This is a genomic window from Agromyces italicus DSM 16388 (genome assembly GCF_000421545.1).
GTDB classification, from domain to species: Bacteria; Actinomycetota; Actinomycetes; order Actinomycetales; family Microbacteriaceae; genus Agromyces; species Agromyces italicus.
On record NZ_ATXF01000004.1, the window covers coordinates 195,940 to 210,948 of the forward strand.

Consider the following 15,009-nt stretch of genomic DNA (forward strand, 5'->3'; position numbering starts at 1 on the left):
GATAGTGTGAGGGCATGACCGACCGTGCCCGGCCTCTCCGAATCGTGCTCGCCGAAGACTCGGTGCTCCTCCGCGAGGGCCTCGTGCGCCTCTTCGACGAGGCGGGATTCGAGACGGTGGCCGCGTACGGCGAGGCCGACTCGCTGCTCGCCGCGATCGATGAGACCGACCCCGACCTCGCGGTGCTCGATGTGCGCATGCCGCCGACCTTCCGCGATGAGGGCGTGCGCGCCGCGATCGAGCTTCGCCGTCGGCGTCCGAAGCTCGGGGTGCTGCTGCTCAGCCAGTACGTCGAGGGCACGTACGCCCACGAACTGCTCTCCTCGGGGGAGGGGGGCATGGGCTACCTCCTGAAAGATCGGGTCGTCTCGCTCGACGAGCTCGAAGACGCGGTCGCACGGGTGAGCGAGGGCGGCACCGTGCTCGATCCGCAGGTCGTGCGCGAACTGCTCTCGCGGCGCAGCGATCCGCTGGCCTCGCTCACGCCTCGCGAACGCGAGGTCATGGAGCTCATGGCCGAGGGGCGCACGAACGCCGGCATCGCGAAGCAGTTGTTCATCGGGGTCGGCGCGGTCGAGAAGAACGTCACCTCGATCTTCCAGAAACTGGGCCTCGAAGACTCGGGCACCGATCACCGTCGGGTGCTCGCCGTTCTCACCTGGCTGCAGCGCTGACCGCTGGTCGAGCCCGGTTCGGCGAATCGCTCAGCGAAGCGGCGAATGTGCGTCGAGCGTCCCGCGGTAGCTGCGGTAGCCGCGCACCATCCACACGACGAACTGCGCGATGGCGATGACCGTTCCGGCCGCGATCGCCCATCCGAGCGAGGCGCTGAGTGCGAAGACCACGGCGCCGACGAACATGCCGACGAGCGCGGTGTTCACGACGAGCATGACCATCATCGAACTCGCGAACACCTGAGAACGATCGCGAGTCGCGAAGGGGAAGTTGGTGATCTTCGCCCCGGTCTCGTCGTCGGTGGTCCCGGTCAGGAAGTACCGGGCGATCCCCGGGTCGAGATCGAGGTAGGCGCGCCGCAGACGGTTCATCGCGAGCACGTAGACGAGATCCTCGGCCGCGGTGTTGAACGCCCGCAGTTGTGTGATCACCCCCAGCAGCACGAGCAGGGCGAGCACGCCGATCGCGGCCACGCCGAACCAGCCGCGGAAGCCGGTCGCGTTGCCGAGCACGCCGAGCGAGACGAGGCCTGCCGACACGAGGGTGAGGAAGATCGCGATGCGCGTGAGTACCTCGCTCTGCGTGGTGCTCCTCGACGCGAGCAGGCTCCAGTGCTCGGTCGCGAGCATCTGGGTGCGCAGCGCCTTCTGCGCATCGCTCAACGATGCGGTGTCACCGCGGTCGGGCGGTTCGTGGCCCGGAACGACGGTCGCCATGTCCGCATTGTGCACCCGCGCCGATCAACCCGCCATCCTCGGCCCGCCACCCTCAGCCGCCGGCGGGCGGTGCCCGCCGCGGTGCAGCTCGACGACCCTCGTAGCGCCGGGCGAATCAACGTCGTCGGTGATCGGCTCATCGGCCATGAATCGGCGGATGATGTGCGCGAGCTCGCCCGGATGGCTGAAGTTGATGGCGTGGGCGGCGCCCACCATCACGACGACGGTGACGTCGGTGCCTGCGTGGCGGACGACGTCGTGCACGCGGGCGGGGTCGGGCATCAACGGGTCGCGGTCACCGATCACGGCGAGGATCGGTGCGGACAGCGACAGGAGTCGTTCGAGCGTCGGGTACCGGGTCAATGCGCCGAACATCTTGACCGTGCTCGCGACGCCGAACTTCAGGTAGTCGGGCGCGGCGACGCGGACCATCCGCTTCGGTTCGCGTCCGCCGTCGCGCGCGAGTTGGGCCATCGCACGCACGAGCGGCTGATTGTGGTAGCCGCCGGCGGGGGAGACGAGCATCGCTCGCGCGAGGCGGTCGGGGTGGCGGTGGCCGAACTCGCAGATGACCGGGCAGCCCATCGAATTGCCGACGAGGGAGGCCTTCTCGATGCCACGGTCGTCGAGGAACCGGGCGGCCGCGTCGGCGAGCGACGTCAGCGTCAGGTTCGAGCGCGATCGGCGGGCGCTTCGACCGAACCCGGGCAGGTCGGGAACGAGCGTGTGGAAGTCGTCGGCGAGGAGCTCGGCGGTCGGCAGCAGGTAGTGGCCGGAGAGCCCGAACCCGTGCAGGTGCATGACCGCCGGGGCGCCGACCGGCGGGGAGGGCGACTCGCGGTAGAAGACATCGAGCCCGTCGACGGTCGTCCAGCGCTCCGCGAGCGTCGACTGCGGGCGCCGGGGCGTCTTGCGCGCGCGGTGCCGCGTCGAGCCCGCCTCGGCGTGCACCGCATGCGGAGACGGCTCGGGCCCGGATGCATCCGCCGTCATACCGGCAATTCTGCACCCGGGCCCGTCGGCCCGCCATCGTTTCGTCTATTTGACGGCGATGTGCGAGAAGAGGAACCAGCGGTCCTTGTCGAGGCCTCTCCGGATCTCGATCACGACATCCTGGCTGGCCGGGTCGAGCTCGCCGAGTCCCTCGATCGCGGCGTTGATCTTCTCGGTCGCGAGGTCGATCTGCGTGACGACGTCGGCGATCGCCTCGTCGTACGGAAGGAATCCGAGCTTCGGATCCTTCGCGCCGCTCTTGGATGCGACGGTGCCGAGGCGGCCGTCGATCGGCAGTCCGAGGGCGACGACGCGCTCGGCCGCGAGATCCGACCAATCCTGCGCGTGGGCGACGACCTCGTCGAGCAGTTCGTGGACGGCGATGAAGTTCGCGCCGCGAACGTGCCAGTGGGCCTGCTTGCCGTTGACGGCGAGCGCCACGAGTTCGTGGACGACGGGGGTCAGGTACTGGGCGACGCCTGCGGCGACGTCGGCGTTCGATCCGGTCTTCGGTGCGGTCTGGATGTCGGTCATCGTGTCCACCTTCCCTGGAGTGATGTCTTCTTCAACGCTACGCAGATGCCCGGGTATTTCAAGCAAGGGAAGGCAAGGCTGACCGGGCTCGACTCCGCGCGTCATGCTTCCCCGGCGGCACGGCGAACCGATAGTTTGTGGTCAATCCGATCGAGAGGCGCTGCGCTATGACTTTCCTTGCCACCATCTGGGACTGGTTCTGGTTCCTGTTCTGGATCTACGTGTACCTCGCGTACCTGTTCGCATTGGTCTACATCGTCATCGACATCTTCCGCGACCGCACGCTGAACGGGTGGCTCAAGGCGGTCTGGCTGATCTTCCTGGTATTCGTGCCCTTCATCACCGCGCTCGTCTACCTGATCGCGCGCGGCGGCGGCATGGCCGAACGCTCGGCGCGCAAGCAGAAGGAGTCCCAGGAGTACAGCGAGGAATACATCCGTTCGGTCTCGTTCGCGAGCCCGATGGACGAGATCGCCAAGGCGAAGGCGCTGCTCGATGCCGGCACCATCACGCAGGGCGAGTTCGACGCGCTGAAGAACAAGGCGCTCGGCAACAAGTACTGAGGCGGTGGGGGCGGCGCAACTGCGCCGCCGCTGCCGCAGGAGCTGCTCGGCTCATGCGAAGACGGCCCGCGACATTGTCGCGGGCCGTCTCAGTTTCTGCTCTTCGGAGGGGATGACGGGAATCGAACCCGCGTGATCAGTTTGGAAGAAAGAGGAGACCGTATCGACCTGTTGTGACCTGTAGCGACTGCCCAGTATCTGCGCGGGGAGGAGGTGCAACCTGTAGCGACCTGTAGTGATTCGTTGTCACGGGTTTGTGACATCGCCGTGACACGGGGCCCAGCGATTGCACTGTGCAAACAACCCCCCCCACCCGGGCCGACTCGTCGCGCGCTTCCGCCCGTGTTACGACAGCCGCCTCTGTACGCGACCGCACTCTGAGAAATCGCGACCCTGAGCCGCTCTCGACCCCGAGCCCGTAGGCGCCCCGCTGAGCGCCGAACGGAGCCCGCAGGTAGTTGCGGGTGCTCGCGCTCTGAAAACGCCGGAGAATCGCGCCCGCGGGCCCAATGGGACGTTTGGCGCGCAGGGAAGGCATTTGTAGGAATCCACAGCGGCCAAGGCGAGTAGCGCACGTGTCAAGTTGTGCCGGAAATCAATTGCTGCGTAAGGTGAAATCGTGATGAATGCCAATTCGCTGCCAATGCGTAGTACGCGATCCAAGCGTGCGGTGGCTGCCGACGCTGCGCGGCGCGCGATGCAGGCGTGGACTCACCGAGTGAACGGCTCGACGTGGGGCGAGGTCGCCGAGATCGTCGGCTATCACGATGCGGCCACGGCGCTCCGGGCCGTCAAGAACTACTTCGCGACGCTGCCCGAGCCGAACGCCCCCGAGTTGCGCGGCCTCTGGCGCGGACGCCTCGAGGCCCTCTGGTGGCAAGCCGCGATCGACGTCGCCGAGCAGCGACCCGGCGCTCTCAGGGCAGGCGTCGCGATCGCGCAGCGCGCAGCCGCTCTCGACGGTCTCGACGCACCGACCCGGCTCGAGCTGACCGACCCGACCGGGCAGGAATTCGCCCGCATGCTCGCCCTCGTCGCGCAGGCGTCGGGCGTCAACGCGCCGATCGAGGCCGACCCGCTCGAACTCGAGGCGCAGGGCGACGACGACGAGCTGCTCGAGGGCGACTGGGGCGAGCCCGTCGACGACGAAGAGGATTCCGACGAACACTAGGCGGTAGCCGTCGGGATACGACGAACGCCCCCTACCCGACTGGAACCGGGCAAGGGGGCGTTCGTGTTGTGGCTCAGGACTCGAGCGCGAGCCGCTCGGCCTCGAATCGCATCAGCACGACGTCGGCGACCTCGGCGAAGCTCATACCGTCGCCGAGCATCATCTCGACACTGCGGCGGATCGCCTCGGGCGCATCCCCGGCGAGGTCGAGAAGGTGGTCGAGCCCCGCCCGCTGCTGCACGGTCACGATGCCCACGACTCCGACACGAACGGGTTGCGCGCGACCTCCTCGGCGACCTGCTCGGCGCGAGCGGCCCGCAGTTCGTCGCGCTCGCGTTCCGCCTTCGCCGCGAGGCGCTCGGCCTGCTCGTCGAGGGGCGCGTACTTCGGGAACTCGGCCCAGACTCGCTCACGAACGGCCGCGAGCTGCTCGGGCCGGAATGACCACGCGTCGCGCTTCGCGTCGCGCTCGTCGTCGCCGAGCACTTCGACCGCGAGTCGGATACCGAAGGCGCCGTAGGGTCGCGCCGACCCGTTGAATCCGGCGAGCGATCGCAGCCCGACCCTGAATCGGATCTCGTCGATGTCGAAGGGCTTGCCGGCCTGCTCCCAGTGCGTCGCGCACGAGCCGCAGAAGCTCGCGGGGCCACCCGACGACCACCTGAGCGGGCTCGTCGACCATCGCGTGCTGTGCGAGGCGCCGCAGGCCGCACACGGCCCCGTGGAGCACCGCGCGCCCCGGCTTCGGGCGAGCACCTTCTTCGCGGCATCGGCGAGTGCGGCACGGTCGACGTGCTGCCATGCCCGCCCGGGCGCGTCGCGGGCATCGGGGCCGAAGAACTGCCGCGACGCGAGCAGCGCCCGCCTGACGGTGCCGACGTATCTCGCCGCGATCGCCTCGGCTTCGCCGTCGGTGAGGTCGTCGCGATCGAGCAGCACCTTGACAGCTGTCGTGCCGGTCGTCGGGCAGGCGTCGTGACGGCGCTGCCAGCGGAGCACCGGAGTGAGCCCCCGGGCCTTCCGGTCGACATCGGCGCGGTCGTGATCGACGTGCGCGGAGTTGCTCCAGGCGTCGCCCCGCCCCGGAGCGCCCTCCGGGGCCGTGATGCCATCGCCAGCGCCCACAGGCGCCCCGCAGGCGGCACAGAGCGCCTCGGGCAGGTCGCGGAGCCGATCGAGAACTTCGCGGCTCTTCTGGGGCATCTGGCGGCTGCTCCGCGGGCTCATCGTCGGCCGCCGTTCCGACGGATCGACCGCACGATCGAATCGAGCGCTCGGCGTGCTCGCCAGACTCTGAGCGCGTGCGCCGAGGCAGTCGGCCCGCCGACTGAGGCGAGCAGAGCACGTGCGGGCCAGCGGCACTCAGGGTGGTTTCCGCCGGCGGCGAGCGCGGCGGCAGACGCCGGCACGCCCGTGCCGCAGTAGCTGCAGCGGACTTCGGGTTCGTGGTTCATTTCGTTGACCTCCTCGGTCGATCGGGTGTTGCGGTTCATCGGGCGATCACGGGCGTGATCGTCGCGATCGTGAAGGCGAGCAGGGCGCACAGGATGGCGCCGGACGGGAAACGGCGGGTTCGGGTCGGTTTCATGCGCCGCGCTCCCATCCGCGGAGCCGGTACACCATGACGCGCGGGTTGTTCCTCGAGGCCTTCGCATTGAGGGAACCGCGCCACCGCAGCCACTGCTCGCCCGCGATGATGTCGGCCACCGAGCATCCGGTCGCGACCGCCAGCTCGGCGCGGGTGGCGATGACGGCGCCGTCGGCCTTCGCCCTCGAGGCGAGCGCCTCGAGCGTTGCGCGCTCACAGTCGGTCAGCTCGTCGACGGTGCCGTCGTACTCGCGATCGAGTCGGGCGAGCTCGGCCTCGAGCCATCGGGCGGTGGTGGTCATTCGGTCGTCTCTGGTCGGGTCGTTCATGCGGTCTTCTCCTCGGGGGTGGGGTGGACAGGTGGACGCGCTGTCCACCCCCGAACTTCTGCGGAATTCCGGGCGAGTTGGGGGGTGGACACGTTGTCCACCTGTCCACCCCTGTGCCCCGTGTCCACGGCGTCGGTGAGTCGGTAGCGGGTGCCGTCGCCCGACGTATCGGCGACGACCGCGCTCGCGGCGACGAGGTCATCGAGGGCGTAGTCGACGTTCCCGCGGTCTCGCGAATTGGCCCCCTTGCGAAGCTCGGCGCGGCCGACCTCGCCGCTCTCGAGGCGGGCCAAGATCCACTTGGCTACGCGCTTCCGGGCGGCATCGTCAACGCGTTCGTTCACGATGATTTCTGCAGCGGCCCGCGACTCGGCGCGCGCGGTGTTCGCCCTCGCGGCGGCTCGTACGAGATCGGCGCGGACTTCCGCCCGGGTCACGTTCGACCGGTCGAGGACGAGCCCGGCAAGGTGCCAGTCCTCCTCGGTGATCGAGACGGCGTCGCGCGGCTCGAGGAGCGCGACGCCGGCGGCGATCTTGAGGCGAGCCAGACCGGCGTGTGCATCGAGTTCATGGCCCTCGCCGCGGAGCCGTGCGAGGCGGGCGGCGTCGATCTCGGCAAGCGCGGCCGGGCACACCGGGATGACCCGGTGCTTCCCTCTCGTCGGGATCGTCATGAAGGGTGGCGGGGTCCAGCCGAGCGGCTCGGGCGCGGGCGGCGGTGTCGTCGGTGCGTCCGGGTCGGTGCCGGGGAGCCAGATGAACCTCTGCGGCGTGCCGCCGTCGGTGTCGTCGAGGAGTCCGGCCGCTCGTGCTGGCTGGATGCCGGCGACGAGGGCGGCCCGGTAGGTGTGTGCCGCGACGGGCAGACGTCGGGCGGCATCGGCGTTCTGGAACCCGAGGGCCTCACCGGACCACACCTTGCGGAGTTCACCGAGGAGGGTGGCTCCCTGCCTCTTGGCGAGGGCGGCGAGGGTATCGATCTCGGCGACGTCGAACAACACGTTCGTCGTGTGCTGCTCGACCTGCCCGTCGGCCCGGCGCACGTAAGCGTGAGGTATGCCTTCTCCCGACCCGATGTTCACGATGTCGAACGCCGGAAAGCTCCCGAAGTTCAGAAAGTCCGCCGCGGCAGACTGGCTCGCGCCCTTTCCTCCGCCAGAGGGCGCGACGATGCCGACGAAGAGGTTGAGCGAGCCGAAGGAGCCGACGGCGGGCGGCAGCACGACATCCGGTGGTGTCGCGGCGATCACGCGGGCGAGTACCCCACCGAGCACGGCCCATGGACCGACACGGCGAGCGCGGGCGTGGTCGCGGATCCGGCCGAGGATCGGCCGGGTGTCGAACACCTCGAGGCCCACGCTTGCCGCGTCCGGAATGCCCGCGAAGGGGTCGTTGATCTCCCTCATCGCTGGGCCCCCTCTCGGAGTCCCGACCGCACGGTCGCCCACGCTTCCGACGGCGGCAGACCTGCGTCGCGTGCCGCGTCGACGAGTGCCTCGGCAATGCCGTGCTCGTCACCGCCGGCCGCCACGATCTCGGCGGCCCTGTAGGCGGCCCAATTTAGCGTCGAATTCCGCGTACCGGCCTCGGCACCGCGTACGGCGACGAGGAGCCCCTCGAGGCGCCGCCGAGCGGTCTCTCGGGTGAGCGGCGCCGAAGTCCTGATGTCACTGAACCTCGGCACGGCGGCGCGCTCCGGCGGCAGCACGTCGACGAGTACTCGCCGCATGTAGTCCGGCACTATGCCCACGGATTCCTGCCGCCACCATCCGCGAAGCTCGCGGCCCGGTCCGCAGAAGGGAACGACGCGCTTACCGGCGAGGAGGTCGATGGACAAGGCGTTGAGCCCGATCTCCGTGCGGTCGAAGCGCGGTTCCGCCCTGTAATACAGGTGGATGCCGCCGCGCGGGGTGGTCGCGAAGATGTTGGACATCGGGGAGTGGCCACCGAACAGCTCGCACGCGTCGTTGATACCGTCGCGCCCGTTGGGGTGGCCGACGTCGAGATCCAAAACGAGAAGGTCGGACCAGTCGAGGCGGACGCCCCATCCGTCGTGGAAGAACTCGGCGCCGAGGCGGGCGCGCTCATCAGGGCGGGCGGTCGCGAGATCGAACGTCGTACCGAGCGCAGGCTTGCCGCCGATCGTCGGGATGATGGCCCAGTTGACGAGCAGCTCGGCATCGTGCTGGCGGATGCGGTCGTCGAATTCCGCGACGAGCGCGGCGGAGGAGTCGTAGACTCGTGTTGCTGGGTGCCCCTGCTTCCTCCGGGAGGTGGGGGCGCTGTCGTTGTAGTGCATGGGTCAGACCTCCTCGAGTCCGAGCTGGCGGCGGAGCGGTGCGCTCAGTACGCGGATGTTGCGGCCGAGCCGCATCGAGGCGATGTCGCCGCGCTCGATCGCCAGCCGGACCGTGTACCCGCTCTGCCCGACGACTCGGGCCGCCTGGTCGGGCGTAATCGTCGTTTGCGTCAACAGAGCCTGCATCGCGTCGTCGGCGGTCGCGTTTCGGGTGTTCGTCATGTCGTCTCCTCTCGACGTGTTGTTATGTCTCTCACGCTATGCAAATGTGTTTGACAGAGCTATGCGCAGATGACACACTGATGATCATGCGAACGAAAATGACAGCGACGGCGAGCGCGGCCGGCGTCACGGTGACCGGCATCCGCGATCTGCCCGCATGGGCCGTCGAGGTGCGGACCGCCGACGGCGCGGTCACCCTCGTGCCGCCGCCGGGCAAGACAGTGACCACGAGGGAATGGCGAGCGCTACCGCTCGGCGCGGTGCTCCGGGTCGCCGATTCGGTGCGCCAAGGTGAAGTACTTCACGGCTTGGCCCAGATGATCGCGAGCGAGGGCGGCGACCCTCGGGCGTCGTCGCGTGGCGGCAGACGCGAGCACCTCGCCCGCGTAGTCCGGGTCTATCGCCTCGCGCTTGAGCACGACATCGCCCCGCGCGAGCTGCTCGCCGAGGTATTCGAGACCACCGAGCCGACGGGTCAGCGGTGGATCGCGCAGGCGCGAGACGCCGGGCTCATCGACGACTATCGCGACGAGCTGGCGCGGGCGAAGGCCTACACGCCGCACCGCCCGCGCGACGCGCGCAAGGATCGGCCGGGTGTCGATCCACGCACCGGCCGTGCACCGGGCCGGGGGAGCACGACGACGACGACAAAGAAGGAGGACACGAAATGACCGAGCAGCGCCGCCAGCGTGGCAGCAGCATTCAGCGCGTCGTACTCAAGTCGGGTGAGGTGCGTTGGCGGTTCCGCCTCGACCTACCGCCGGTCGTCGACGAGAACGGCCGGGTGCGTCGTCGGCAACAGACGATCACGTGCAAGACCGAGGCCGAGGCGATCGCCGCGCAGGCGAAGGCTCGGGCTCAGGTGCACGCGGGCGACTACGTCGAGCCCGACCGGGCGACGGTCGACGACGTGCTCGACGCATGGATCGCAGCAAAGAGCGTGCGCTGGAAGCCGAGCACGAAGTACGTGAACGAGAGCGCCCTTCGGCCGATCCGGGCATTCATGGGCGACAAGCCTGTGCAGCGCCTGCGGCCCGAGGATGTCGACAAGCTCGTGCGGCACCTGAGCAGCACCCGCTCGGGCGCCGAGGGTGGTCGCTCCGGCCGCTCGGTGAAGCTCGCGATCCAGTTGTTGACCGCGGCCCTCGACCTCGCCGTGCGGCGCGGCACGGTGAACCGCAACGTCGCTCGGGGTATCGAGCTACCCCGCACCGAGGCGACCGAGCGCACCACGTGGTCGGCCGACGAGCTGCGCCGCTTCCTCGACGCTGCTCTCGATCACCGGCTTGCGGGTGCGTTCGCCCTCTCGACCCTCGGCATGCGCCGGGGCGAGGTGCTCGGCGCCCGGTGGGGCGACATTGACATGAACCGCCGCGTGATCGTGATCAGGGAGTCGCGCGTCGCCGTCGGCGCGGATGTCATCGCGGGGTCGCCGAAGAGCGCGCGCGGTCGGCGCGAGGTTCCTCTGCATGCGGCCGTCATCGAGGCGCTGCGGATCACGCGGGAGCGCACCTTCGTTGACGCTCTCCCGATCGATATCGACCGCCGGCTGATCGCGCTCGACGAGCTGGGCGAGCCGATGCGGCCCGACCACTACTCAGCCGCGTTCTACGCCGTCGCCGACGCCGCGGGGCTCCGGCGCATCAGGTTGCACGACGTGCGTCACAGTGTCGCCACGCTGCTCCTCGAGGCAGGTCAGCCGCCGCACGTGGTCGCGGCCGTTCTTGGTCACGACGTGCGCACTCTGCTGTCGACCTACGCCCATTCCAACGCCGTCGCAGCCGCCGCTGCGGTCGACGCTCTCGCGGGTGCTCTCGGGAGCGTTAGTGACATTTCCGGGCCAGCTCGTGACATCGCGGCACTCGGCGGTCGGGCCGGAATCCGGGGCTGACCGGCGATTTCTCAGAGAGGGGATGACGGGAATCGAACCCGCGTGATCAGTTTGGAAGACTGAGGCTCTACCATTGAGCTACATCCCCGCGGCCCGCTCGCGGGCACTGGATCATCGTAGTACACGCCGTCGGCACCTTCGCGCACGGCGCGTCGTCAGCGCAGTGCTCCGATCGAACCGATCGTCGTCCGTGCGAGGCGCAGCTGGCGCTCGTAGGTGGCCGCGAGCACCACCAGCACGACGCCCGCGATGCCGAGCCACAGCCACCACCACACGGCTTCGTACAGCCAGGTGATCGCCGGCCAGAGCTGCACGATCGCGTGCACGAGCAGCACCGAGCCGCCGAGCACGAACGGCGCCTGCATTCGCCGCATCGCGCCGATGATCAGGGCCAGGGCCGACACGATGCCCAGTGCGATGATCCGCCAGAGTTCTGGGTCGAGGGCGTCGGCGGCGAGCGGGGGGAGCAGCAGAATCGCGAGACCGGCTCCGAGCGCCGGCCAGCTGCCGAGTTCGGGCGAGCGGTGCAGCGCGAACGCGCCTGCGGCGATGAAGGCGAGGCCGACCGGTGCGGTGACGAGATCGAACGGGTCGACGGTCGCGCTCAGGAGTGCGATGAGGCCGCCGAGCACGAGGATGCCGCGGGTCGTCCACGCGAAGATCGGCCCGGCGATCGGTCGCGCCCCCGTGGCAGCAGCGACGACATGGGCGGCGCCCACGACGGTGACGAGCACAGCCGCCCGCAGCGACGACGCGTCGTCGTAGACGATCGCGAAGAGCGTCGGCAGTGAGGCCGCGACGAGCGAGGCGGCGAGACCGGTCGCCGCGACGAACGCGGGTCGCGAGCCGGCCCGGGCCCAGACGACCGCGACGACGATGCCCGTCGCGAGTGCCACGACAGGCCAGAACTCCGGTGGCAGGCCGCCGCCACCGGCCTGCGCGACGGTCATGCCGCGCACGAGCGCTGCACCCGTGACGGCCGCCCACCCGGTCGCCGCGGCGAGCAGGCGAACGGGCACGCCGCGCACCATCTGCGGGAGGAACCCGGCCGCGATGGCGACCACGGTGCCCCCGGCGACGAGCACGATGGTTCGCAGCTCGGACGACCCGGCCGAGGCGACGCTCGGCAGCACCGCGACTGCAGCGGCGACAGCGAACAACGCGGTGCGGCCGCGCGCGCTCGGGGTCGCAGGTGCGCGGCGCCAAGTGATGAGCGCCCCGCACACGATGAGCGCCGCCGCGAGCGGCAGCGTGTACGCCTCCACTTCGTCGATGCCGTCGCCGAGGAAGCGGCTCCACACCGCGAGGACCGCGAGGACGGCGCTCAGCCAGGAGAAGTGGCGCAGTGGGCTCTCGCCGCCGATCGGGTCGCCCGCGAGCGCGGCGAGCACGATGGGCACCGGCGCGAGGATCGCGAACACCAGCCAGGGTTCGCCCGCGCCCGAGAACGCCGACGTGACCGTGAGGAGGCCGAGCAGGCCGACCGCTGCGGACCAGCCGACCACCGCGGCATCGTCAGGGCCGCGCGACACCACGTGCGCGAGCCCGGCGCTCGCGAGGGCGGCGCCCGCGAGGCTGTAGGCGAGCGCCTCGGGGCCGGCCGCCTCGAGCGCGAGCAGTCCGCCGCCTGCACCGAGTGCGAGCGGGGCGATCGCGGCGACGGCGATGCGCAGTCCTGCCGGCGCCGAGGGGCGCAACCATGACGCGGATGCCACGGCGAGCAGCGTCGCCGGAAGCCACGACCACGTGGCATCCGGTTGATCGACGACGAACTCGCCCGCGGCCACGACGGCGCTCGCGAGCAGCGGGACGGTGAACGCGGTGCGGTCGCCCCGGGTGCCGAGACGCACGACGCCGGCGATGCCGACGAGCAGCGAGGCGCCGATGCCGACCGTCAGCCACGGTGCGGCCGCCGGCTCGTCGAACCGCACGCCCCGCGACTCGAGCCACCAGACGAGCGAAGCCAGGGCGGCGACGGTGAGCAGCGCCGCGATGACGACGTGCACGATCCCGGCCGCGTTCGCCCGCGCACCCCAGATGCGGCCCGAGAGGATGCGCCCGCCGACGGCGGCCGCGAGCACGCCGCCGCTCGTCGCGGGCCAGACCTCGGGCGCGGTGAAGCCGAACAGCTCGGCGAGTATCGCGGCCGTCACTCCAGCGACTGCGGCGACCGCGAGCAGCCCGCCCGTCGCGTGACGCGAGAATCCCGCCCAGACGAGTGCGCCGAGGGCGACGGCGAGCCAGATCGACGCGGTGGCCCACGGCGCGTCGACGACCGCGCCGACGACGACGAGCGCGGCGAGTGCCGCGCCTGCCGGGAGCGCGACGAAGCGGCGGAGGCGGCCGAGGATCGCGAGCGTCGCCGCCCCGCCGAGGGCGACGACCACCGGCAGGAGCACTGCGCCGAGCTCGGTGGCGGCGTCGAGGCCGAGGGCACCGTCGACCCTGAGGCCCGGGGCGGGGATGGCGTCCCCGAGCAGACGCGCACCGATCGCGGCGATGCCGACGAGTGCCCCGGGCACCGCCGAGCCCGCCGCCACGAGCGCGCCGCTGAGGACCGCGCCGAGCTCGTGGCCGGGCCGTACGCCCACGCGCCGGAGGGCGAGCGAGAGGAGGCACAGCACCGCCCCGGCTCCAGCTGGAGCGAGCCAGATCGCCGTGCCCAGGTCGGCCTCGACGGCGATCGTGACCGCGGGCGCCAGCGCCGCGCTGAGCCCGAACGCCGAGGCGGCGACGACGCGCCACGCCTCGGGAACGGTGGCCGCCCGCGCGCCGAGCGCTCTGACGAGGAGGAGCCAGGCCGCGGCGGCGCCGAGGAAGCCCCAGAGCGGATGCCATGCCAGTTCGGGCATCGTCCACGCGGCGGTCAACACCGCGAGCCCGCCTCCGGCGAAACCCGCGCTGAGCACGATCGTGCGTTCGACGAGCGGTGGAAGGGCGAGGGCAGCGGCGCCGAGCAACGCCGTGGCGATCGCACCTGCCCAGACCCCGGTGACCGAGTCGCCCGCGGGGGCGAGCTGGGATGCGAGGAGGTAGACCGAGACGGGCAGAAGCGCCGCGACGGCGATGCCCGTCGTGCGGATGCCGGTGGCGAGGCGCGCGAGCGCGAGCACCGCAGCCACGACGAGGAGGGCGCCGCCCGTGTAGCCGGCGGCATCGAGCGCGTCGGTGCCGAACAGGTCGTTCGCACGCACGATCCAGACGTCGAGCAGCAGGAGGACGACGGCCACGGCTGCCACCCCCTCGGCCGTTCCGGGCAGCCGCCGGGCGCGGACGAGCCAGGCGACGCCGAGCACCACGACGCTGAGTGCGGCGGTGATGATCGAACGCACCTCGAGGTTCGCCACGAGGTACGCGTAGAACAGGAAGACGATCGCGGTGATCGAGAGCAGCACGACACCGAGCCCGAGCAGGAAGACCTGGACGCCGGAGCGTCGCGCGGGTCGGGTCGGGGCCTCGTCGACGGGCGAAGCCGATGCCGTGGGCCCGATCGCCGGCGGAGTCGCCGACCCGGGCGATGGCGCCACCGGCACCGCCGGCACCGGTGGTGTGACGGCCGTGGCCGGCGCCGTGGCATCCATCACCGCGGTCGTCGTGCCGGACCGGGACGCGAGCGACGCCGTCGGTGGCAGCGCCTCGCTCGGCCGCGCGACTGCCGCCGCCTGCGCGGCACGCATCCGCGTGATGAGCTCGGCCCGCGTCGCGCTCTCGGCGTGGAGGCGGGTGCCGACCGCGAGCAGCTCGACCGAGGCGGGCACGCCGAGGTCGAGTCCGCATGCGGCGCATCGGGCGGAGGGAAGCAGGGCGAAGCAGGCGGGGCAGCGCGTCGTGTCGACGAAGAACGCGGGGTCGGCGGGCCAGCGCAGCACTCCGTCGGGAGCGGCGGTCGGTCGGTCGGTCATGGCGACACTCTGCCAGCCGCACGGCGAGGATCGCGTGATCGCTCCACAGGCGCGCCGAGCCGGAGCGCGGTGATCAGCAACCCTCGCCGCGCGTGCAGTAGACTTTCCGAGGTCCACCCGCCTGAC

15 protein-coding genes and 1 tRNA gene are annotated in these 15,009 nt (G+C 70.7%); 5 read left to right on the forward strand and 11 right to left on the reverse strand.

The features are described from left to right. The first annotated feature begins 14 nt into the window (after positions 1-14). A complete protein-coding gene (locus H516_RS0101295) occupies positions 15-674 on the forward strand; it encodes a response regulator transcription factor (protein ID WP_022887923.1) in 660 nt (219 codons plus the stop codon). Between the two features lie 30 nt (positions 675-704). Here the strand turns inward: H516_RS0101295 and H516_RS17655 are convergent, their stop codons facing one another. Genes H516_RS17655 through H516_RS0101310 form a run of 3 tightly spaced genes read right to left on the reverse strand, consistent with a single transcriptional unit; the run spans position 705 to position 2,918 of the window. Further along, positions 705-1,391 (reverse strand): hypothetical protein, encoded by a 687-nt coding sequence (locus H516_RS17655; RefSeq protein ID WP_022887924.1) that lies wholly within the window; start codon positions 1,389-1,391, stop codon positions 705-707. 24 nt (positions 1,392-1,415) lie between these two features. Further along, positions 1,416-2,384, reverse strand: a complete 969-nt coding sequence (locus H516_RS17660) for an alpha/beta fold hydrolase (RefSeq protein ID WP_022887925.1) — start codon at positions 2,382-2,384, stop codon at positions 1,416-1,418. Positions 2,385-2,429: 45 nt separating this feature from the next. Continuing rightward, on the reverse strand, positions 2,430-2,918 hold the full coding sequence (locus H516_RS0101310; RefSeq protein ID WP_026378286.1) for a Dps family protein: 489 nt from the start codon (positions 2,916-2,918) through the stop codon (positions 2,430-2,432). Between the two features lie 167 nt (positions 2,919-3,085). Here H516_RS0101310 and H516_RS0101315 point away from each other — a divergent pair, with 167 nt between their 5' ends. Further along, entirely contained in the window at positions 3,086-3,481 is a 396-nt protein-coding gene (locus H516_RS0101315; RefSeq protein ID WP_022887927.1) for an SHOCT domain-containing protein, read from the forward strand. Positions 3,482-4,199: 718 nt separating this feature from the next. Further along, positions 4,200-4,652: a hypothetical protein gene (locus tag H516_RS0101320; RefSeq protein ID WP_033196664.1), complete on the forward strand. Its 453-nt coding sequence runs from the start codon at positions 4,200-4,202 to the stop codon at positions 4,650-4,652. Between the two features lie 73 nt (positions 4,653-4,725). Here the strand turns inward: H516_RS0101320 and H516_RS0101325 are convergent, their stop codons facing one another. From H516_RS0101325 to H516_RS0101360, 6 genes are all read right to left on the reverse strand, one after another. Then, on the reverse strand, positions 4,726-4,908 hold the full coding sequence (locus H516_RS0101325; protein WP_022887929.1) for a hypothetical protein: 183 nt from the start codon (positions 4,906-4,908) through the stop codon (positions 4,726-4,728). Continuing rightward, positions 4,896-5,855 carry a hypothetical protein gene (locus H516_RS0101330; RefSeq protein WP_022887930.1) on the reverse strand — a complete coding sequence of 320 codons (960 nt, stop codon included), beginning with the start codon at positions 5,853-5,855 and terminating at the stop codon, positions 4,896-4,898. Before H516_RS0101330 ends, H516_RS0101325 begins: the two co-directional genes overlap by 13 nt. A 381-nt stretch (positions 5,856-6,236) precedes the next feature. Beyond that, entirely contained in the window at positions 6,237-6,569 is a 333-nt protein-coding gene (locus tag H516_RS0101345; RefSeq protein WP_033196665.1) for a hypothetical protein, read from the reverse strand. Then, positions 6,566-7,975: a hypothetical protein gene (locus tag H516_RS17665; protein ID WP_022887934.1), complete on the reverse strand. Its 1,410-nt coding sequence runs from the start codon at positions 7,973-7,975 to the stop codon at positions 6,566-6,568. Before H516_RS17665 ends, H516_RS0101345 begins: the two co-directional genes overlap by 4 nt. Further along, complete coding sequence (locus H516_RS0101355; RefSeq protein WP_022887935.1) at positions 7,972-8,868, reverse strand: bifunctional DNA primase/polymerase; 897 nt, start codon at positions 8,866-8,868, stop codon at positions 7,972-7,974. Before H516_RS0101355 ends, H516_RS17665 begins: the two co-directional genes overlap by 4 nt. Positions 8,869-8,871: 3 nt before the next feature. After that, a complete protein-coding gene (locus H516_RS0101360) occupies positions 8,872-9,090 on the reverse strand; it encodes a hypothetical protein (RefSeq protein WP_022887936.1) in 219 nt (72 codons plus the stop codon). Between the two features lie 131 nt (positions 9,091-9,221). Here H516_RS0101360 and H516_RS0101365 point away from each other — a divergent pair, with 131 nt between their 5' ends. After that, complete coding sequence (locus H516_RS0101365) at positions 9,222-9,761, forward strand: hypothetical protein (protein ID WP_157432108.1); 540 nt, start codon at positions 9,222-9,224, stop codon at positions 9,759-9,761. Continuing rightward, on the forward strand, positions 9,758-10,981 hold the full coding sequence (locus tag H516_RS21065; protein WP_022887938.1) for a site-specific integrase: 1,224 nt from the start codon (positions 9,758-9,760) through the stop codon (positions 10,979-10,981). The genes H516_RS0101365 and H516_RS21065 overlap by 4 nt, the downstream gene beginning before the upstream one ends. A gap of 17 nt (positions 10,982-10,998) precedes the next feature. On the opposite strand, the gene H516_RS0101375 is transcribed toward H516_RS21065, so the two are convergent. Then, a tRNA-Gly gene (locus H516_RS0101375) sits at positions 10,999-11,069 on the reverse strand. 67 nt (positions 11,070-11,136) lie between these two features. Continuing rightward, complete coding sequence (locus H516_RS0101380; RefSeq protein WP_022887939.1) at positions 11,137-14,883, reverse strand: SCO7613 C-terminal domain-containing membrane protein; 3,747 nt, start codon at positions 14,881-14,883, stop codon at positions 11,137-11,139. Between the last annotated feature and the right edge of the window lie 126 nt (positions 14,884-15,009).